This window comes from Comamonas sp. GB3 AK4-5 (genome assembly GCF_041320665.1).
GTDB lineage: Bacteria > Pseudomonadota > Gammaproteobacteria > Burkholderiales > Burkholderiaceae_C > Comamonas.
Map to the genome: position 1 here is coordinate 1606517 of NZ_CP166730.1, position 19110 is coordinate 1625626.

Annotated in this window: 16 protein-coding genes and 1 riboswitch; of the genes, 11 read left to right on the top strand and 5 right to left on the bottom strand. The window is 64.6% G+C overall.

All coding sequences use genetic code 11. The annotated features are described in order from the left end of the window. Positions 1-94 precede the first annotated feature (94 nt). The 4 genes from ACA027_RS07150 (at position 95) to ribB (ending at position 3341) form a co-directional block, all read left to right on the top strand. On the top strand, positions 95-1222 hold the full coding sequence (locus ACA027_RS07150) for a JmjC domain-containing protein (RefSeq protein ID WP_370681711.1): 1128 nt from the start codon (positions 95-97) through the stop codon (positions 1220-1222). 128 nt (positions 1223-1350) lie between these two features. Continuing rightward, entirely contained in the window at positions 1351-1869 is a 519-nt protein-coding gene (locus ACA027_RS07155; RefSeq protein WP_370681712.1) for a MarR family winged helix-turn-helix transcriptional regulator, read from the top strand. Between the two features lie 110 nt (positions 1870-1979). After that, complete coding sequence (locus tag ACA027_RS07160; RefSeq protein WP_370681713.1) at positions 1980-2270, top strand: putative quinol monooxygenase; 291 nt, start codon at positions 1980-1982, stop codon at positions 2268-2270. Between the two features lie 96 nt (positions 2271-2366). Continuing rightward, positions 2367-2535: riboswitch (FMN riboswitch) on the top strand. 104 nt (positions 2536-2639) lie between these two features. Continuing rightward, positions 2640-3341, top strand: a complete 702-nt coding sequence (gene ribB / locus ACA027_RS07165; protein ID WP_370681714.1) for a 3,4-dihydroxy-2-butanone-4-phosphate synthase — start codon at positions 2640-2642, stop codon at positions 3339-3341. Between the two features lie 66 nt (positions 3342-3407). Here ribB and ACA027_RS07170 read toward each other — a convergent pair whose 3' ends face one another. The 3 genes from ACA027_RS07170 to ACA027_RS07180 form a co-directional block, all read right to left on the bottom strand. Continuing rightward, a complete protein-coding gene (locus tag ACA027_RS07170) occupies positions 3408-4304 on the bottom strand; it encodes a helix-turn-helix transcriptional regulator (protein ID WP_370681715.1) in 897 nt (298 codons plus the stop codon). 3 nt (positions 4305-4307) lie between these two features. After that, positions 4308-4940: a YbhB/YbcL family Raf kinase inhibitor-like protein gene (locus ACA027_RS07175; protein WP_370681716.1), complete on the bottom strand. Its 633-nt coding sequence runs from the start codon at positions 4938-4940 to the stop codon at positions 4308-4310. A gap of 271 nt (positions 4941-5211) precedes the next feature. Next, positions 5212-5841: a DUF5610 domain-containing protein gene (locus tag ACA027_RS07180; protein WP_370681717.1), complete on the bottom strand. Its 630-nt coding sequence runs from the start codon at positions 5839-5841 to the stop codon at positions 5212-5214. 341 nt (positions 5842-6182) lie between these two features. Here ACA027_RS07180 and ccoG point away from each other — a divergent pair, with 341 nt between their 5' ends. After that, positions 6183-7649: a cytochrome c oxidase accessory protein CcoG gene (gene ccoG, locus ACA027_RS07185; protein WP_370681718.1), complete on the top strand. Its 1467-nt coding sequence runs from the start codon at positions 6183-6185 to the stop codon at positions 7647-7649. Between the two features lie 327 nt (positions 7650-7976). Here ccoG and ACA027_RS07190 read toward each other — a convergent pair whose 3' ends face one another. Then, entirely contained in the window at positions 7977-9410 is a 1434-nt protein-coding gene (locus ACA027_RS07190; RefSeq protein ID WP_370682531.1) for a PLP-dependent aminotransferase family protein, read from the bottom strand. 298 nt (positions 9411-9708) lie between these two features. Then, complete coding sequence (locus ACA027_RS07195; protein ID WP_370681719.1) at positions 9709-10596, bottom strand: DMT family transporter; 888 nt, start codon at positions 10594-10596, stop codon at positions 9709-9711. A 696-nt stretch (positions 10597-11292) separates the two neighbouring features. On the opposite strand from ACA027_RS07195, the gene ACA027_RS07200 reads away from it, so the two are divergent. The 6 genes from ACA027_RS07200 (at position 11293) to ACA027_RS07225 (ending at position 19036) form a co-directional block, all read left to right on the top strand. Next, complete coding sequence (locus tag ACA027_RS07200) at positions 11293-12504, top strand: ROK family protein (RefSeq protein ID WP_370681720.1); 1212 nt, start codon at positions 11293-11295, stop codon at positions 12502-12504. After that, positions 12501-14087 (top strand): sugar ABC transporter ATP-binding protein, encoded by a 1587-nt coding sequence (locus tag ACA027_RS07205; protein ID WP_370681721.1) that lies wholly within the window; start codon positions 12501-12503, stop codon positions 14085-14087. Before ACA027_RS07200 ends, ACA027_RS07205 begins: the two co-directional genes overlap by 4 nt. Then, positions 13990-15015 carry an ABC transporter permease gene (locus ACA027_RS07210; RefSeq protein ID WP_370681722.1) on the top strand — a complete coding sequence of 342 codons (1026 nt, stop codon included), beginning with the start codon at positions 13990-13992 and terminating at the stop codon, positions 15013-15015. The genes ACA027_RS07205 and ACA027_RS07210 overlap by 98 nt, the downstream gene beginning before the upstream one ends. A 563-nt stretch (positions 15016-15578) precedes the next feature. After that, positions 15579-16532 (top strand): substrate-binding domain-containing protein, encoded by a 954-nt coding sequence (locus ACA027_RS07215; RefSeq protein ID WP_370681723.1) that lies wholly within the window; start codon positions 15579-15581, stop codon positions 16530-16532. Positions 16533-16793: 261 nt separating this feature from the next. Continuing rightward, the gene (locus ACA027_RS07220; RefSeq protein WP_370681724.1) at positions 16794-17888 is read left to right on the top strand and encodes a sugar phosphate isomerase/epimerase family protein; all 1095 of its coding nucleotides are present in this window, start codon (positions 16794-16796) and stop codon (positions 17886-17888) included. Beyond that, positions 17885-19036, top strand: coding sequence for a Gfo/Idh/MocA family protein (locus tag ACA027_RS07225; protein ID WP_370681725.1), 1152 nt, complete (start codon positions 17885-17887; stop codon positions 19034-19036). Before ACA027_RS07220 ends, ACA027_RS07225 begins: the two co-directional genes overlap by 4 nt. Positions 19037-19110: the final 74 nt, after the last annotated feature.

Below are 19110 nucleotides of genomic sequence, written 5' to 3' on the forward strand. Positions count from 1 at the left end.
GCCGCCATTCGCAGGCCGTCGACCGCAATCGATGGGCTTGCTTCGCAACCTATCTGATTGTGGTGCTGCCTCGGGTGGCGCCCCAGGAAACGCCATGGACATCCAATCGCCTCTCCAACTGCTCGGCGGCATTTCGCCCGAGAAATTCATGCGCACTTACTGGCACAAGAAACCGCTCTTGATCCGCCAGGCCATCCCCGGCTTCAAGCCCTTGCTCAATCGCGCCCAGCTGTTGGCACTGGCCGGTGAAGAGGGCGTGGAAGCACGTTTGATCGAGCAATTGGGTGAAGGCGCCTGGAAGCTCTCCCACGGCCCCTTCCCGCGCCGCAAGCTGCCTTCGCTGACCAAACCCGGCTGGACCGCGCTGGTGCAGGGCGTGGACCTGCATCTGCAGTCCGCCCACGATCTGCTGCAGCAGTTCCGCTTTGTGCCCGATGCGCGCATGGATGATTTGATGATCAGCTTTGCCACCGACCAGGGCGGCGTGGGTCCGCACTTCGACAACTACGATGTGTTTTTGCTGCAGGCCCATGGCAAGCGTCGCTGGCGCATTGGTCGGCAAAAAGACTTCTCGCTGCAAGAAGGCGTGCCGCTGAAGATCCTCACCAACTTCGAGCCCGAAGAGGAATGGGTGCTGGAACCCGGTGACATGCTGTACCTGCCGCCCAAGTGGGCGCATGACGGCATTGCCGAGGGCGAGTGCATGACCTATTCCGTGGGCTTTCGCTCGCCCAAGCAGGACGAGCTGGCACGTGAAATCCTTTTGCGCATGTCCGATGCGCCGGACGAGGCGCCCAAGGAAGTGGTCTACAAAGACCCCAAGCAGCCCGCCATCAGCCACCCCGGCGCCATTCCCACCGACCTCTACGACTTTGCCCGCGAGGCCTTGAAGAAGGCCCTGGCCGAGCCGCTGGCGCTGGAGCGCGCCCTGGGCGAGTACATGAGCGACCCCAAGCCCCATGTCTGGTTCGAGCCGGCCGAGGACTTCGGCATGATCGAGGGCGTGGTGCTGAACCGCCGCACCCGCATGCTGTATGACGCCAAGCACATCTTCATCAATGGCGAAAGCTATCTGGCCGGCGGCAAGGATGCCAAGCTGATGCAGCAGCTGGCCGACACCCGCCGCCTTGCGGTGCGCGAGGTGCAGCAGTTCAGCGACGACGCGCTGGAGCTGCTGTCCAGCTGGGTGGATGCGGGCTGGGCCCATAGCGTGCCCGCGTAAGCGGTTTCTCGCTTCACCCCACCAAGGCTGCTGCGGCAGCCTTTTTGCTGTCCTTTTTATCTCCGCTTCTACAGGGTTTGACGGCATATATGTAGCCAGCTACATTAAATGCCAAGAAAGCCATGCCCATGTTTGAACTCAAAGACCTGCCCAGCTACGACACCTTGGAGCGCTTCGGTGCCGTCTATGGCAACACCGATGTGCAGGGCCTGCAGACCTGGCTGGTCTGGGCATCGGCCACGCAGGAGATGTTGACCGCCTTCGAGGCCAATCTGGCCAACAGCTGCGGGCTGTCCCAAACCCAGTTCTTTGTACTGTTGCTGCTCAAACGCAATCCCGATGGCCTGGGGGTGGGGGCGCTGGCAGAAGGTGTGTCCGTGACCTCGCAGACCATGACGCGCATCATCGACCGCATGGTGGTGTCTGGCCTGTGCAGCCGTGAGGTAGGCCCTGTCGATGCGCGTGCCCGCGTGGTGCGCCTGACACCGGCCGGCGATGCCATGCTGGCTCAGGCCCTGCCCAGCCACTATGCCTGGGTGGCCAGATTGATGAGCCACTTCAATGCCGAGGAGCGCCATATGCTGAACCAACTGATGCGCAAGCTGAACCAGATGGATGGGCTGAACGAACCGCAAGCTATGGGCTGATTTTTTTATGCATTTATGTAGCTGGCTGATTATTTGAAGGCGCGTCATGTCATCTCTGCTGTACTTTCCGCCTCGCCGCCATGGCGACCTATCTTCCACAGGAGAATCCCATGTTCCACTCCGGTTATTACGTAACGGCTGAACTGCGGCTCAAAGATCTGGCCCGTCTTGATGAGGCTTGCCTGGCTTTAAAGGTGCTGGCCGAAAAGACACTGCTGGAGCCTGGCTGCTCGATCTTTGTCGTGCACCACGACAGCGCAACATCTTCCCGCTTTGTGCTGTGGGAGCGCTTTGATGACGAAGCTGCGTTTAGGCTGCATTTCGAGCAGGCCCACACTCTTTCGTATCTGGCCCAGGATTTGACTGAGGTGGTGCAGCATTTCGCAACGGATGTGCTGTAACGGGGGCGTCTGGGGCGGGCTTGCTTGATCCGCCTCAAATGCTGGCGCGCAGGCAAGGCGCTGGCCTCCCTAGAATGGCGGAGTTGGCCCATGCCAACACGTCTTCAGGGCGGGGTGCAATTCCCCACCGGCGGTAGGCGAGGCTGCGGTGCACACCGCTGGGCCCTCGCAAGCCCGCGAGCGCTCCCGGCTTCACGCCGGGAGGTCAGCAGATCTGGCACCACTCCAGAGCCGACGGTCACAGTCCGGATGAAAGAAGATGGGCAAAGCGCGCGCTGCGCGGGGGAGGGCTGCGGCCTTGCCCTGGCGCGCGTGCCTTGCTGCGTGCCCCGAAAACGTCTTCTCCACCTTTTATTGAGGAGCGTTTGCATGTTTGAAACCCCGATCGCGGAGCGCCAGCCGCCCGCATTCCCCGAGCCTTCTTCCGATGTCGTGGCCGTGCGCGAGCGCGTGCATGCCGCATTACAGGCCGTGCGCAACGGCGTGCCTGTGGTGCTGATGGACGACTACGACCGCGAGAACGAGGCCGATCTGATCCTGGCGGCCGAGCGCCTGACCGAGCAGACCATGGCCCAGCTCATACGTGACGGCAGCGGCATTGTCTGCCTGTGTCTGACCGATGCGACTGTGCAGCAGCTGCAACTGCCGCAGATGGTGCAGCACAACGAAAGCGCATTCAGCACGGCCTTCACAGTCACCATCGAGGCCCGCCAGGGCGTGAGCACCGGCGTGAGCGCGCGTGACCGGCTGATCACCATACAGGCCGCCATTGCCCCGGACGCCAAGCCCGAAGATCTGGTGCGCCCCGGTCATGTGTTCCCCCTGCGTGCCCACCCGGGTGGCGTGCTGGCGCGCCAGGGGCATACCGAAGGCTCGGTCTGCCTGGCCGCGCTGGCCGGTCTGCGGCCCATGGGGGTGTTGTGCGAGCTGATGAACCCTGATGGCAGCATGACGCGTGGCCAACAGGTGCTGGACTATGCCTGCGCCCATGGGCTGCCGTTGCTGGCCATTGCCGATCTGGTGGTGTATTGCCAGCAGACGCCGCAGGCGCAGTCGGTGTGGGCGGCCTAAAGTCACCGTGGTGGCCTGCTATGCCTGCATGTTGCGACCACCGGCCTATGCGTTGCTGCCCAGGTGTCAGCGGACGGCGGAGGGCAGGTAGCCAAAGCGTGTGCGGAATCGCTCGGCGAAGCGCGCACGGGATTGGTAGCCGCAGGCCTGTGCAATGCGGGGAATGCTCCAGGCAGTGGTCTGGAGCAGCATCATGGCGTGGTGCATGCGGATGTCGGCCAGCAAGTGCTCAAAGCGCACGCCCTCGCCGGCAAGGCGGCGTCGCAATGTGGCTTCGCTCATGGCAAGGGCCTGCCCTGCGGCATGTGCTGTCCAGCGCTGCTCGGGTGCTTCCCCCATCAAGGTGCGCAAGCGCCCCGCAGTGCCGCGTTGTCTGGCATCTTGAAAGCCATGGCCGCGCTCGGCGAGCAGCAGGAGGAAATCCATGAGCCGGTGCTGCAGGCGTGCATCGCTCACACGCTGGATGTTCACGCTGTCGACCACCCGCCGGAATGTGGACGCCAGCTCATCATCCAGCAGGGGCTGCTGATAGGGCACGGGCTGGCTGCTGTTCTGTGTGCGTGCGCCATGCGTCTGCTGATGTGCCTGGTGGAATGCCTCCAGCAGTGTGCTGGAGAGCGTCAGGAAAACCGAGCGAAAGCGTTGCTCGGCGCCACCCGGTGTTTTTTGCAGATCGGCACATGTCCCTGGCTCGATCAGCAGCAGCGATGTGGGCGCATCCACCGAAAGCTGGCTGACGCCAGCGTCGACATCGAGCCGTCCCGCTGCAACCAGCAGCACGGTGGCGTCGTGAAACAGAAACCGTGGCGTGTGCTGGGCCTGTGCCAGGCAGGGCTGGGCCAGAGCGCACAGGCCCTGCCGCAGCACCGGCGCCGCAGAGGGCAGCAACCAGTGGGCGCCGGCCCCTGCCGGGGCCTGGGCGCTTTGCTGCGGTAATGCGGTGATGGTGCTGGGCCTGCTCACCGCTCAAAGAGGTAGGGAGGGGTTGAGGCGATACAGGCCGGTCAAGCTGGCTTGTCCCAGCACAGGGGCAGCGGCCAGTGCGGCCCGCACACGGGGGCCTGTCAGCGGGCCTTCTACGGCCAGCGTGGGAGTGGCCAGCGCGTAGACCGTGAAAATGTAGCGGTGCACCAGCATGTCGTTCCAGGGTGGGCAGGGGCCGTCATAGCCATAGTATTCGCCCTGCATCTGTGCATCGCCCGCAAACCAGGCGGTGTAGTCGTTGATGCCGTGGCGCAGACCCTGGCCGGTGCTTGGGCCGGGTTTGCCAGAGGGTGTCACTCCGCTCGAATGCGCGCCGGCCTCGATCTGGGTGGTGCTGGCGGGAATGTCGAGCAGCAGCCAGTGAAAGAAGTCGACGCGTGGCAGATCGGCAGGCACGACGCGGCCTTCCTGGTTCACGTCATCGCCGCGGCTGGGCACGTCGGGGTCATGGCAGACGATGACAAATGACTGGGTGCCCGCAGGCGCACCGCTCCATGCCAGGTGGGGATTGCGGTTGGATGACAGCGCAATATGGGAGGAAGCATCGGGCACGGCGAAGGCAAATTCGCCGGGAATCGCCTGGCCGTCCTGGAAGCTGTGGCTGCTGAGTTGCATGTGAAGTTCTGACCTCTGTGTGGGGGGAACATGGGGGAATGGGCTGTGTGGCGCAAGCCAGCACATTGCCCAAAATTCTAGGGGCGCATGGATTTTGGAAGTTGGCAAATCCAGTCAATGTTTTGCCCTATGCACTCAACTTGACTGCCTGTGGTGGGTTTTGAGGGTGAGGCCGATGGGAGCAAGACCGCCGCAATGAGAAAAGGCCCCTTGTGGAGCCTTGGTGCTTGCCTGCCCCTTGGGGGCATGGGCTTGGGCGTTGAAGCGGCGCTCAAGCCGTTGCGGTCTTGGCGGAGCTGCCTTCGGTGTCGCCGGCGCTGTCCTGCGGCGCCTTCAGGGCCGCCAGCCTTTGCTGCAGAAAGTCGTCAAAGCCCTTGTGCACCAGGCTGTAGGTGCGTTCCACGGCGCTGCGCACGGGGCTGTCGGCCTCGCCCCAGACGCCCAGGCCTTGCAGGATGTCCTTGGCCTCGCCATAGCCTTGCTCAAAGCCGCTGCGTATGGTGGCCACAAAGTCCTGCAGCAGGGTCTCGGGGTCTTTGTTCGGGTATCTGGCGGCGTAGCGGTCGAACAGGGCGGTGGACAGGGAGACGATGCGCCCGGCCACGGCTTCGCTGCTTTGGTCCTGCTGCTGGGCCTTGGCGATGGCGTCTTCGCCCAGCTCGGGGGCCAGCACCTCGTTGAGCTTGTCCACCGCGGCGCGGTAGAGCAGCGTCATGCTTTGGTTGCCGGCCGAGATGGACACATCCATCGACGCCTGCAGGATTTGCGCATTGCGCTGGGTGCGCTGGCCTTCGCGGCTGGCGGCGGCGCTGCGTTGGGCCTGTTCCAGCTCGCTGCTGGCGGGCTTGGCGCTGGCTGTGGACACATTGGGTGCGGCAAGGCTGCTGGTGGTGCTGACCATGGTCTCCTCCTGTGGTGATGGATGTTTTGCGGTGCAGCTTGCAGGGCTGCTTATCGTGCTTATCGGCAGCGGAGGAAAGAACTTGAGGCCGCTCCGCCGTAAATAAAAATGAGAGCAGTTGCTGCAAGATGGCACTGCGTTGTGGATATAAAACTGCCTGAAACCGTTGTGCAGAAAGCATAGCCAGCTCTTGTTTTGCAGTGACTGATCTGGTGCTTGGTAAAAATATTTCATCTGATATGGTCTTTCTGCCCCCTATCTGATTCTGTGCAAGAAGTGGCGGGCGTCGCATAGTCGGCTGCATTCCATGGCCTCAGAGCTACGACTGTGTTGACCTCCCGATGAAACCGTCCCACGACTCCTCCCGCAATGCCTCCGGCAAGGCGGCTGCCCGTAAAACCATTCCCATCCATGTGGCCGAGCCCGAAGGCGAGTCCTTCTACGAAAAGCGCCAGAAGGTCCAGCCCCGCTCGGTGACCGGGCGCTTTGCGCACTGGCGCTGGGCGCTGGTGTGGATCACGCAGCTGTTTTTCTACGGCGTGCCCTGGATGCAGATCCACGGCCGCCAGGCCCTGCTCTTCGATCTGGAGCAGCGGCGTTTCTACATCTTTGGCTGGTTGCTGGTGCCCCAGGACTTCATCTACCTGGCGGTGCTGTTGATCATCAGCGCGCTGGCGCTGTTCCTGTTCACCACCGTGGCAGGGCGGCTGTGGTGCGGCTTCAGCTGCCCGCAGACCGTCTATACCGAGCTGTTCATGTGGATTGAGCGCCGCACCGAAGGCGACCGTAGCGCCCGCCTGCGCCTGGATGGCAGCGGCTGGACGGCCGAGAAAATCCTCAAGCGCGGCAGCAAGCATTTGCTGTGGGTGCTGGTGGCGCTGTGGACCGGCGTGACCTTTGTGGGCTACTTTGTGCCCATCCGCACGCTGGTGGTGGACCTGGCCAGCTTTGTCGGCCCCTGGCAGATGTTCTGGGCGCTGTTCTACGCCACGGCCACCTATGGCAACGCCGGTTTTTTGCGCGAGCAGGTCTGCAAATACATGTGCCCTTATGCGCGTTTTCAAAGCGCCATGATGGACAGCGACACCCTGGTGGTCAGCTACGACAGCGCCCGCGGTGAAGGCGAAAAAGGCCGTGCCCCGCGCGCCAAGGGGGTGGACCACCATGCCCAGGGCCTGGGCGACTGCATCGACTGCGGGCTGTGCGTGCAGGTCTGCCCCGTGGGCATTGATATCCGCAACGGCCTGCAGTACGAGTGCATAGGCTGCGGTCTGTGCATCGACGCCTGCAACAACGTGATGGACAAGATGCAGTACCCGCGTGGTCTGATTCGCCTGACCACGCAAAAAGCCCTGGCCGGCGGCTGGCGTGCGGCCCAGACCTGGCGGCGCATTGCCCGCCCCCGTGTGCTGCTGTATGCCACGGGCCTGGTGGCCATCAGCGTGGCCATGGTGGTCAGCCTCTACCAGCGCACGCCGCTGCAGGTGGACGTGGTGCGCGACCGGGGCACGCTGTCACGCATCGTGGCCGGCGGCCAGATCGAGAACATCTACCGCGTGCAGATTGCCAACGCCACCGAGCAGCCCCAGCGTTTTCGCCTGAGTGCCAGCGGACTGGAGGGCATACGTGTGGCCTCCGACACCGATGTGGGGCTGGACGCTGCCCAGGACCGCTGGGTGGTGGTTCGCCTGCAGGCGCCCTATGGCGTGGCGGCGGCCGGCTCGCATACCGTGCACATCCATGTCCAGGCCGAGGGCGATGTGGCCCTGCAAGTGGCCGCCAAGACCACCTTCCTGGTGCCGCGCTAGCCCAACAAAGGCGCCTGTTTAAGGCTCCTGTATCCCTTGTGTTGCTGGCAGCTTTCCGCTGCCATCCTTTACGGTCTGCTTAGTCAGACCGTTTTTTTTATTTCCTTCTTCTGAGAAGCCTTGCGGCTTCATGGGCAGCTCGTTTGAAGGCGGCCATACAGCGCTTGAGGCTTTGTTGCCTGCCCTTGCCGTATACGCATACTGTCTGCGGGCACGCGCCGCGCCTGAAGCACTGTCTGGCCGTTGTGGGGTGCCGTTCTGCGCCCGCTGCACTGCCTAGGCCCGCTCCTGCCGGCACTCCGCCTCGCAATTCCGTGGTGAATTTTTTCAGGCCGAGGCGGGTGCTGTCATCTCACAGCACCACTGCCCCAGTTGTTGGAGCGCAGTGTCTATGGCGGGGCTCCACGCCATCCCATAGTTCAACCGCAGGCAATGGGCAAAAGCCGGGCTGGCGCTGAACATGGCGCCGGGCGCCAGGCTGATGCCCTGCTGCAGCGCGCGCTGGTACAGGGCCCAGGCGTCGCAGCCTGCGGGCAGCTCCAGCCACAGAAAATAGCCGCCTTCTGGCCGGGTGGCGCGGGTGCCGGCGGGGAAGTGGCGGGCAATGGCCTCGGCCATGCGGTCGCGCTGCAGTGCCAGGCCGTGGCGCAGATGGCGCAAATGCTTGTCGTAGCCCACACCTTCCAGGTACTGGGCCAGGGCGGCCTGGGCCGGGGCGTTGCTGCCAATGGAGGTGGTGAGCTTGTGGCGTGCCACGGCGGCGGTAAAGCGCCCGGCTGCGGCCCAGCCTATGCGCCAGCCCGGCGCCAGGCATTTGGAAAACGAGCTGCAGTGCAGCACCCAGCCCTCGCGGTCCCAGGCCTTGGCGGGCAGGGGGCGTTGGGGGGCAAAGTACAGCTCGCCATACACATCGTCCTCGACCAGGGGCAGGCGGTGGCGTGTGACCAGCTCTACCAGGGCCTGCTTGTGGGTTGCGGGCATCAGGCTGCCCAGCGGGTTCTGGAAATTGGTCATCAGCCACACGGCCTGGGGCTGGTATTGGGCGATGGCAGCCTCCAGCGCCTGCAGGTCCAGGCCATCGCGCGGGTGGGTGGGCACCTCGATGGCATGCAGGCCCAGGCGCTCCAGCGCCTGCAGGGCCGCGTAAAAACAGGGCGATTCCACCACCACCGCGCCACCGGGGCGGGTGACGGCGGCCAGGCACAGGTTTAGCGCCTCCAGCGCGCCATTGGTGATGACCAGGTCATCCACGGCCAGCGGCATGCCATCGGCCAGATAGCGCCGTGCAATCTGGCGGCGCAGGCCCAGGTGGCCGGGGGTGAGGTCATCCAGTGCCGGCCGGTCTTCGGCCGATTGCCGGGTGCTGGCCACCATAGCGCGTGCCAGCCGGTGCCAGGGAAACCATTGCGGCCCGGGAAAGGCGCTGCCCAGCGGCACCGTGCCCTGCTGCAAGCTGGCCTGCAGCACGGAAAACACGCGCTCCGTCACATCCACCTGCACCGATGCGTTGTCGGGCTGGGACAGGGCTTCGGGCTCCGGTGGCGCCAAGCGCCCGCCCTGGGCCACAAAGTAACCCGAGCGCTCACGCGCACGGATCAGCCCACGCGCTTCCAGCAGGTAATAGGCCTGGAACACGGTGGACGGGCTGACCTGGCGCTGGGCACAGCTTTGGCGCACCGAGGGCAGGCGATCGCCCGGGCGCAGCACACCGTCGCGTATGGAGGCTTCAATCTCCGCCGCCAGTTGCTGGTAGCGGTTCAGGGGTGAGGAGGAGGCAGAGGACACAGGGCGCAAACTGTAGCGCAAGCGTCGGAGCCATCCCCCGACCGCGTTGTTCATGCCTTGGTTTGTGCAATGCTTCTGCGCCAGGTCATGTTCATGTTTGGGACATCCCCGTGCCCAAGGGGTAACTTCGCGCAATACAGGCGTTTCATCAGGTCGCTGCACGCAAAAACTGGCGCGACCCATGCCAGGGCACCGCGCAAGGGCCGCCCCGCCGCGCTGGTGCCGTCCCCCTCCGGCGCGCAGCGCCTAAAGAGGGGTGAAGGCGCAAAGCGCCTCAGGGGGTGCTTGGTCTGAGAACCAACCACAGCGCCAACGCGATCAGCCCGCCGCCGGCCACATGGGCCCAGCCCACGGCCTCGCCCAGCAGCAGCCAACCCCAGAGCACGCCAAACAGCGGGATCAAAAAGGTCACGGTCAGCGCCTTCAGCGCGCCCACATCGGCAATCAAGCGGAAATACAGCACATAGGCCCAGGCCGTGCACAGCAGGCCCAGGGCCAGCAAGGCGATGGCCACGGTGGGCGTCAGCGCGGCCAGCGGCAAAGGCTGCAGCCACAGCGAGCCGGCAGCCAGCGGCAGCAGCATGGCCACGGCGCCGCACTGGCTGCCCAGGGCCACCAGGCGGCTGTCCAGACCGCCGCGCTGGCCTATCCAGCGCTGGGTCAGATAGCCCGCCAGCCCATAGCACAGCGTGGCCACCAGGCAGGCGGCCACGGCCCAGAGTGCGGCCGCATCCAGCGGCAGCGGGCCGGTGCGCATCAGCACGGCCACGCCGGCCAGGCCCATGCACAGTCCCAGCAGCTTGCTGGCCGTGGCGCGCTCGCCAAAGAACAGGCTGCCCAGCAGCACACCCATCAGCGGCGTCATGGCGTTGAGGATGGCGCTATAGCCCGCCGGCAGCACCTGGGCGGCCAGGGCATACATGGCAAAGGGAACGCCGGAATTGACCAGGCCCAGCGCCAGCGCGGCACGGCCCTTGCCGTCAAAACGCAGGGGCACGCGCTGCAGCCCCACCAGCAGGGCCAGGCCCAGGGCACCCAGCAGCACCCGGGCGCCGGCCGTGGGCAGGGCGCCCAGCGCGGGCACGGCAATGCGCATGGACAGATAGCTGCCGCCCCACAGGGCGGCCAGCAGCAGCAGGCGGATCAGACTGGCGAGTGGCATGGCTGGTGTTGGAGAAAAACGAGGGTTTGTGAAGAAGCAGGGGGAAGCATGTGATCCAGGCAAAACAGGGTTTGCATATCCGCCACGCGTTGCCGAATTTCAGCTTGGAGAGCGCCCTAAATCTCACACGTTTGGTGTGCTTGGAAGAACGCACTGTAAGGGGAACGCACATGACGTGCTTCCCGTTTTTTGCGATGTAGTTGCAGACATGAAATACACAACACGCTTGCCAGAGAACGATCCAGTGCACTGCATTGCTAGAGCGCTGCAGATGGAATGCGCCACGCATTGACTTGGCGCTATACCCAGATGTGTGCCTGCTTTGCTTGGTCGCACGCGATGCACGACCAGTGGCGTGTCGACCAGGGGGCGTGGTTTAGCGTCGGTGTTTTGAAACCGGTTGTATTGCCCAGTTCCCCGTGGGATGTACAGCGGATCAGCCTGCACACAGCTTGCCGTACCGAAGACGGTTTGTAGCGTCTACGTTGCGTGACAAAGCTGCAGCAGGAGTCGGGCAAGGGGCGCTAGTGTCCGGCGGCTCGTTCGCCCGAGCGGGCCGCCATGGCCCCGGAAGGGGCTGCTGCTGCGGCGCATTGCCTGGCGGGAATTCGGCCTGAATTGGGTCGAACTTCGATCTTGCCGCCACGACCTCGCGAGGCGGATATTTGCCTAAAGAACCATATTGGAGACTTCCCCTTGGATTCCTGGTCCTCTCTTGCCGCAGGCGAGCAACTTGTGCTGGAGTCGCTGTTCTGGTCCAAGGCCGCATCCCGCAATGAACTTGCCCTGCGGCTTAGACAGTCGAAGAGCAAGGCCAACACCGTGGTGGCAGCGCTGATTGCCCAGGGCCTGGTGGCGGAAGTGGGGCATGTGTTGCACGGCACGGGCCGGCCTGCCGAGATGCTGCGTATCTCGGACACCTTGGGCGTGCTGCTGGCCATTGATATCGGCGCGACCAGCATGTCGGTCGCGGTGTTGACGCCGAATATGTCTATATTGGCACTGCACAGCGAGGAGGTGGATGTCCGCGATGCGCAGCAGGGCCCTACGGTGGTGCTGGCGCGGGCCAGAACCTTGGCCTTGACGCTGCTGGAGCGCCGAGGAAAAAAGGCGAGCGATGTGCTGGCCATAGGCATAGGCGTTCCCGGGCCGGTGAACATGGAAAGCGCGCAGCTGGTCAACCCGCCGCTGATGCCGGGCTGGGGCGACTTCTCCATTCGGGACTTCATGCGCGACAGCTTCAGCGCGCCGGTGTTTGTCGATAACGATATGAACATCCGGGCCATCGGCGAGCTGCGGCAGCTGCACCGCAGCGTCTCCAATTTTTTGGTCGTCAAGGTGGGCACCGGCATAGGCTGCGGCATCGTTTGCGAAGGCAAGATCTACCGTGGCGCCACAGGGTCGGCAGGCGATGTGGGCCATATCTGTGTGGATATCAACGGGCCGCGCTGCCATTGCGGCAACGTGGGCTGTGTGGAGGCCATGGCCGCCCGTCCGGCCGTGGAGCGCCTGGCCCAGGAAGCCATGGAGCGCGGTGACAGCGAGGCGTTGCAGCGCCATGCCGGCAAGGAAGGGGCGCTGGACCTGGCCGCTGTGGGAGCGGCCAGCCGCGAAGGCGATGTGGTGGCCAACCGCATCATCCAGCGCTCCGGCATGCTGGTCGGCCAGATGCTGGCCTCGGTCGTCAACTTCTTCAACCCCTCGCATGTTTTTTTGACGGGCAGCATCGTCACCATCGGGCCCTTGTTTCTCGCGGCCGTGCGGCAAAGCATCTACCAGCGCTCGCTGGCGCTTTCCACCCGCAATCTGCATGTGCAGTACACCTCTTTGGGCGATACGGGAGGTATCACGGGTGCGGGCGTGCTGGCCATGCAAGAGCTGCTCAAGTCGGGGCGTCTGCGCCCATGAACGCGGCACCATCTCTTGGCGTGGAGTTTGTCGATGTCGTCAAGGCATTCGGCGCCGTGCGTGTGCTGCGCGGGGTGAGCTTTGTGCTGGACGCTGGCCGCGTGCACGGGCTTCTGGGTGAAAACGGCGCGGGCAAATCCACGCTGATGAAAATTCTGGCGGGCTATGAAGCCGCGACCTCCGGCAGCGTGCTGGTCAACGGGCAGGCGCAGCGCTTTGCCAGCTCCCGCGATGCCGAGGCGCTGGGCATTGTGCTCATCCACCAGGAGTTCAATCTGGCCGATGACCTGAGCATTGCCCAGAATATTTTTCTGGGCCACGAGCTCAAGCGTGGCTGGCTGCTGGACGAGGCCGTCATGGAACGTGCGGCCGCCGATGCGCTGGCGCAGATCGGCCTGCAGCTGTCACCCAAGACCCGGGTGGGGGATTTGCAGGTGGCCGAAAAGCAGATGGTGGAGATTGCCAAGGCGCTGTCGCGGCGCGTGCGCCTGCTCATCCTGGACGAGCCCACTGCATCGCTGACCCCCAATGAAGCCCAGCGCCTGTTTCAGCTGATAGAGCGGCTGCGCGCAGACGGGGTGACCATGGTCTACATCTCGCACAAGCTCCAAGAGATCGAGCGCATCACCGACGACGTCATCGTCATGCGCGACGGTTGCCTGGTGGCGCGGGCCCCTACCTGCGCCTTGACGCGTGCGCAGATGGCCCATTTGATGGTGGGACGCGAACTTGCAGACCTCTACCCCCCACGCAATGTGATTCCGGACGATGCCCCCGTCATGCTCTCGGTGCGTGATTTCACAGTCCTGGGCCGGGTCCTGGAGGCTGGGTTTGCGGTGCGCGCCGGGGAGGTGCTGGGCTTTGCCGGGCTGGTGGGCGCGGGCCGTACCGAATTGTTCGAGGGCCTGCTGGGCCTGCGGCCTGCCCATGGCGAGGTGGTGATGCAGGGCAAGCGCCTGCTGCATGGCAAGGGCTGGCGCAATCCGAGAGAAGCCGTGCAAAGCGGCCTGGGTTATCTGAGCGAAGACCGCAAAGGCAAGGGCTTGCACCTGGAGCTGGGGCTGTCGCAAAACCTGACGCTGATGGCGCTGCAGCAGCACGCCAGGCCCTGGTTGCAGCCCGCTTCCGAAAAGGCGGCGCTGGAGGAGGCCATCAACCAATACGGTATCCGCAGCCGTTCGCTGGATGTGAAGGCAGGAGCGCTTTCGGGCGGCAACCAGCAAAAGCTGGCACTGGCCAAGGTGCTGCAGCCATGCCCCAAGGTCGTCGTGCTGGATGAGCCCACACGCGGCGTCGATGTGGGTGCCAAGCGGGATATTTATTTTCTGATCCACGAGCTGGCCTGCGCCGGGCTGGCCGTCATCGTGATTTCTTCCGAACTGGTTGAGCTGATCGGCCTGTGCCACCGCGTGGTGGTCATGCGTGCCGGTCGCTGCGCGGCCACGCTGGATGCCCACCATCTGACCGAAGAGGAGTTGATAGGCCATGCAACAGGAACCGTCGCCGACCCTGACACAGGCTGCGCCAGCAGCCGGGACAAGCACCCGCAGCAACCGGATCCCTCTTGCCCGCCAGTGGCATAAGCTGGGCCCCGCGCTGGGGCTGGGGCTGCTGTGCCTGGCCGGGTCCTGGCTCAACAGCGATTTCGCCAGCCTGGAGAACCTGCTGAATGTGCTGTCGCGCACGGCCTTCATCGGCATCATTGCCGTGGGCATGTGCTTTGTCATCACCACGGGCGGCATCGATCTGTCGGTGGGCTCCATGGCCGCGCTCATTGCGGGCTGCGTCATCTGGTGCATCAACGCGGTCGCGCCCTGGCTGGACTCTGCGCTGCTGAGCGTGGCTCTGGGCGCCGCGCTGGCCGTGGTCATGGGCGCTTTGTGCGGGCTGGCCCATGGCCTTTTGATCACCAAGGGGCATGTCGAGCCCTTCATCGTGACCCTGGGCACGCTGGGCATCTTCCGCGCGGTACTGACCTATTTGTCGAATGGCGGCGCGCTCTCTTTGGATGACAGCTTGCTGAGCGTCTATGCCCCGGTGTACTACGGAAGCATCGCCGGCATTCCCGTGCCGGTGTGGGTGTTCATCCTCGTGGCGCTGGTGGGTGGTGTGATCTTGGGACGCACGCCCTATGGCCGCTATGTGCAGGCCGTGGGCTCGAATGAACAGGTGGCGCGTTACGCCGCCGTTGATGTGGTGCGGGTCAAGATCACCACCTATGTGCTGCTGGGCGTTTGCGTGGGCATTGCCACGCTGCTGTATGTGCCGCGTCTGGGGTCGGCCTCTCCCACCACGGGCCTGCTGTGGGAGCTGGAGGCCATCACCGCCGTCATCGTGGGCGGCACGGCGCTCAAGGGCGGCAGCGGCACCATGACGGGCACGGTCATAGGCGCCATCGTGCTGTCGGTGATCAGCAACATCCTGAACCTGACCAGCATCATCAGCGTCTACCTGAACGCGGCCGTGCAGGGCGTGGCCATCATCGTTGTCGCGTTGTTGCAGAGGCGGTGAGATGGGACACCCCCTGAGCCGCTTCGCGTCTTCCCCCTCTCTGGCACTGCGTGCCGGAGGGGGACGGCACCAGCGCGGCGGGGCGGCCCTTGCGCGGCGCCCTGGCATGGGCCCGCGCCAGTTTTTTGCATCAGGCCCTGATTGGGGCCACGTCAGTTGTGTGAGATCTAGGCCATCTCTGATGGGCACATGGGATCCATGCTCTCGCATCGCACGGCGATGCGGGCAGGGGGACGCTGCGAGCGCGGCGGGGCGGCCCTTGCGCGGCGCCCTAGCATGGGCCCACGCCAGTTTTTTGCATCAGGCCCTGATTGGGGCCACGTCAGTTGTGTGAGATCCAAGCCATCTCCGATGGGTACATGGCATCCATGCGCTCGTGGGCAGGTGGCGCGTCAGTTTGGTGTGCCCTGGTCTTGCTCCCTCGCCCCTTGGGGAGAGGGTGGGGTGAGGGGGCTTCTCGCCCCGCTGGGCTCGCCCTAGCAGGCCAGGGTCACACGTCCGCTTTCTGCGCCATAGCGCACCGGTTTTTTTGCAGTGACTTCATTTCAACCAAGGAGGCATTTATGACGGTTGCCACACGACTTGCCATGTTTTTGTGGGCGGTGATTGCTCCGCTGTCCGCGCTCGCGGAGGCCGAGGTCCGGCTCGGCGTCTCCATTCCGGCGGCCACGCACAGCTTTATGGGCGGCATCGGTTACTGGGCCAACCGGGCCAAGACCGAGCTGGAGAAAAAACACAAAAACCTGGTCATCACCATCAAGACCTCGGCCAATGCCTCGGAGCAGGCGAACCAGTTGCAGGATCTGGCCGGGGTGAACCGTATCAATGCGCTGGTCATCTTTCCTTTTGAATCCGGTGCGCTCACGCGCCCGGTGGCCGAGGTCAAGCGCAAAGGCGTCTACATCACGGTGGTGGACCGGGGCCTGACCGACACCAGCGTGCAAGATGCCTATGTGGCCGGCGACAACCAGGCATTCGGGAGCGTGGCGGCGAACTACATCGCCAAGGAGCTGGGTGGGAAAGGGGAGATCGTCGCCCTGCGCGGTATTGCTACCGAGCTGGACAACGAGCGCATGAATGCCTTCAACACCGCCCTGGCCAAGTCACCCGGCATCAAGCTGCTGGATGCGAAATACGGCAACTGGAACCGCGACGATGCCTTCAAGGTCATGCAGGACTATCTGACCCGCTTCAAGCATATCGATGCGGTCTGGGCGGCCGATGACGACATGACCGTGGGCGTGCTCAAGGCCATACAGCAGGCCAAGCGTGAAGACATACGCCTGGTGTTCGGCGGTGCCGGGGCCAAGCATATGGTCAAGACCATCATGGATGGCAGTGACAAGCGCATCACGGCCGATGTCAGCTACTCGCCCAAGTTCATCTACGACGCCATCCGGCTCACGGCCGAGGCCAGGCTGGCGGGCCAAAGCCTGCCGGCCACCACCATCGTGCCTTCGGTATTGATCACCAAGGACAACGCCCGGCAGTTTTATTTTCCGGATTCGCCGTTTTGAGATGTAGCACCCCCTGAGCCGCTGCGCGGCTTCACCCCTCTCTCTCGCTGCGCGAGGGAGGGGGACGGCACCAGCGCGGCGGGGCGGCCCTTGCGCGGTGCCCTGGTATGGGGCTGTGCCAGTTTCGTGTGCAGCGCTCTTGGCTCTGCTCCCTCGCCCCTTAGGGGAGAGGGTGGGGGTGAGGGGCTGCCTGGCAAAGCACAGCGCCATGGATAACGGGGAAGCGGTGAACTCAAATTGCCTTCAACAGGATGCATAGGGATGAAGACCATCAAGGGACCGGCGATTTTTCTGGCGCAGTTCATGGGGCATGAGCCGCCTTTTGATAGTTTTGCCAATATGGCTTGCTGGGCCGGCGAGCTGGGCTACGAGGGGGTGCAACTGCCCGCCGATGCCCGCTTGATCGATCTGGAGCTGGCGGCGGCCAGCACGGCCTATTGCGATGACTTGCGCCGCCAGGCTGACGATGCCGGCGTGGCCATCACCGAGTTGTCCACGCATTTGCAAGGGCAGCTGGTGGCCGTGCACCCGGCCTATGACGCGCTGTTTGACGGCTTTGCGCCGGTCCATGTGCGGGGAAATAGCCAGGCGCGTACGGCCTGGGCCATGGAGCAGTTGCTGCTGGCGGCACGCGCTTCGCACAATCTGGGGCTCAAGGCCCATGCCACGTTTTCCGGGGCGCTGGCCTGGCCCTATGTCTACCCCTGGCCGCAGCGGTCGGCGGGGCTGGTGGAGCAGGCTTTTGATGAGCTGGCGCGGCGCTGGCGGCCGATTCTGGATGCTTTTGACACCGCGGGCGTGGATGTCTGCTACGAGTTGCATCCGGGCGAGGACCTGCACGACGGTGTGACGTTCGAGCGCTTTCTGGTTGCGGTGCATGGGCATCCGCGCGCCTGCATCCTCTACGACCCCAGCCACTTTGTGCTGCAGCAGCTGGACTACCTGGCCTTTATCGACATCTACCACGCACGCATCAAGGCCTTCCACGTCAAGGACGCCGAGTTCCGCCCCACGGGCAGGCAGGGCGTGTATGGCGGCTACAGCAGCTGGGTGGAGCGCGCCGGGCGCTTTCGCTCGCTGGGCGATGGGCAGATCGATTTTGGCGCCATCTTTTCCAAGCTCACCCAATATGGCTACCCAGGGTGGGCGGTGCTGGAGTGGGAGTGCGCGCTCAAGCACCCGCAGCAGGGCGCGCGCGAAGGGGCCGCCTTTATTCGCCGCCATCTGATTCCCGTCGCAGACCATGTCTTCGATGATTTCGCGGGCAGCGGCATCAGCAGCGCGCAGACCCGCGGCCTGCTGGGTTTGGGCGAAGCAGCCGCTCCCCACAGCATGCCAGGAGAGCGCCCCCAATGACGCGCAAACTCAGACTGGGCATGGTGGGCGGCGGTGAAGGCGCCTTTATCGGCGCCGTGCACCGCACGGCCGCGAGGCTGGATGCTCATTACGAATTGGTGGCGGCCGCGCTGTCCAGCGATGCGCAAAGAGCCGCCCGCAGCGCGGCCGCCCTGGGGCTGGCGCCCGAGCGCAGCTATGCCGATTACCGCGAAATGGCCAGGGCGGAAGCCGCCCGGGCCGATGGCATCGAGGTGGTGGCCATCGCCACGCCCAATGACCTCCATGCGCCGGTGGCCACGGCATTTCTGGAAGCCGGCATGCATGTGATTTGCGACAAGCCGCTGGCGTTGTCGCTGCAAGAGGGCGAAGCATTGGCCGCACTGGCCAGCCAACGCGGCCGGGTGTTTGCGCTGACCCATCCCTATGCGGGCTACGCCATGGTGCGCCATGCCCGCGCCATGGTGCGCGAGGGTGCGCTGGGTGCGCTGCGGCTGGTGCAGGTCGAGTACCAGCAGGACTGGCTGAGCCAGCCCATAGCACCGGGTAGCGAGCACAAGCAGGCCGGCTGGCGCCTGGACCCGGCACGCAGCGGCCCCACGGGCTGCCTGGGCGATATAGGCACCCATGCCTACCAACTGGCGGCTTTTGTGACGGGCATGAAACCATCGCAGCTCAGTGCCGAGCTGTGCAGCTTTGTGCCGGGCCGTCAGCTCGACGACCACGCGCAGATGATGCTGCGCTATGCCTGCGGCGCCCGGGGCCTGCTGTGGGCCAGCCAGGTGGCAGCGGGATGCGAGAACGCACTGCGGCTGCGCGTTTTCGGCAGCCAGGCCGGGCTGGCATTCGATCAGGAGCAACCGGACGAGCTCTGGTTCACCCCCGTGGGCGGTACGGCCCAGCGCCTGCGGCGGGGGCGGGTGGACAGCGCTGCGGCGCGCCATGCCAGCCGGGTGCCCGCCGGGCATCCCCAGGGCTACCAGGAAGCTTTTGCCCAGCTCTATACCGATGCGGCGGAGCTGATCCGGGCGCAGCAGCAAGGCCGCACGCCTTCCGCTGCATCGCAGGACATGCCCACGATCGAGGACGGGCTGGCGGGCCACCGCTTTATCGATGCCGTGTTGGCCAGCCATCGCCAGAACGGGCAATGGGTGGGCATTGCGGGCTGAGCGCACCGGCGGGGACGCAAGCGCTGGGATGCTGCCAGTGAAGTCACCACCCTGAAGGTGGTGGTCGGGGAGTG

Coding starts and splice junctions, on each gene's coding strand:
- ACA027_RS07150 (WP_370681711.1), top strand. CDS start 95: ATGGACATCCAATCGCCTCTCCAACTGCTCGGCGGCATTTCGCCCGAG.
- ACA027_RS07155 (WP_370681712.1), top strand. CDS start 1,351: ATGTTTGAACTCAAAGACCTGCCCAGCTACGACACCTTGGAGCGCTTC.
- ACA027_RS07160 (WP_370681713.1), top strand. CDS start 1,980: ATGTTCCACTCCGGTTATTACGTAACGGCTGAACTGCGGCTCAAAGAT.
- ribB (WP_370681714.1), top strand. CDS start 2,640: ATGTTTGAAACCCCGATCGCGGAGCGCCAGCCGCCCGCATTCCCCGAG.
- ACA027_RS07175 (WP_370681716.1), bottom strand. CDS start 4,940: ATGCAACTCAGCAGCCACAGCTTCCAGGACGGCCAGGCGATTCCCGGC.
- ACA027_RS07180 (WP_370681717.1), bottom strand. CDS start 5,841: ATGGTCAGCACCACCAGCAGCCTTGCCGCACCCAATGTGTCCACAGCC.
- ccoG (WP_370681718.1), top strand. CDS start 6,183: ATGAAACCGTCCCACGACTCCTCCCGCAATGCCTCCGGCAAGGCGGCT.
- ACA027_RS07195 (WP_370681719.1), bottom strand. CDS start 10,596: ATGCCACTCGCCAGTCTGATCCGCCTGCTGCTGCTGGCCGCCCTGTGG.
- ACA027_RS07205 (WP_370681721.1), top strand. CDS start 12,501: ATGAACGCGGCACCATCTCTTGGCGTGGAGTTTGTCGATGTCGTCAAG.
- ACA027_RS07210 (WP_370681722.1), top strand. CDS start 13,990: ATGCAACAGGAACCGTCGCCGACCCTGACACAGGCTGCGCCAGCAGCC.
- ACA027_RS07215 (WP_370681723.1), top strand. CDS start 15,579: ATGACGGTTGCCACACGACTTGCCATGTTTTTGTGGGCGGTGATTGCT.
- ACA027_RS07220 (WP_370681724.1), top strand. CDS start 16,794: ATGAAGACCATCAAGGGACCGGCGATTTTTCTGGCGCAGTTCATGGGG.
- ACA027_RS07225 (WP_370681725.1), top strand. CDS start 17,885: ATGACGCGCAAACTCAGACTGGGCATGGTGGGCGGCGGTGAAGGCGCC.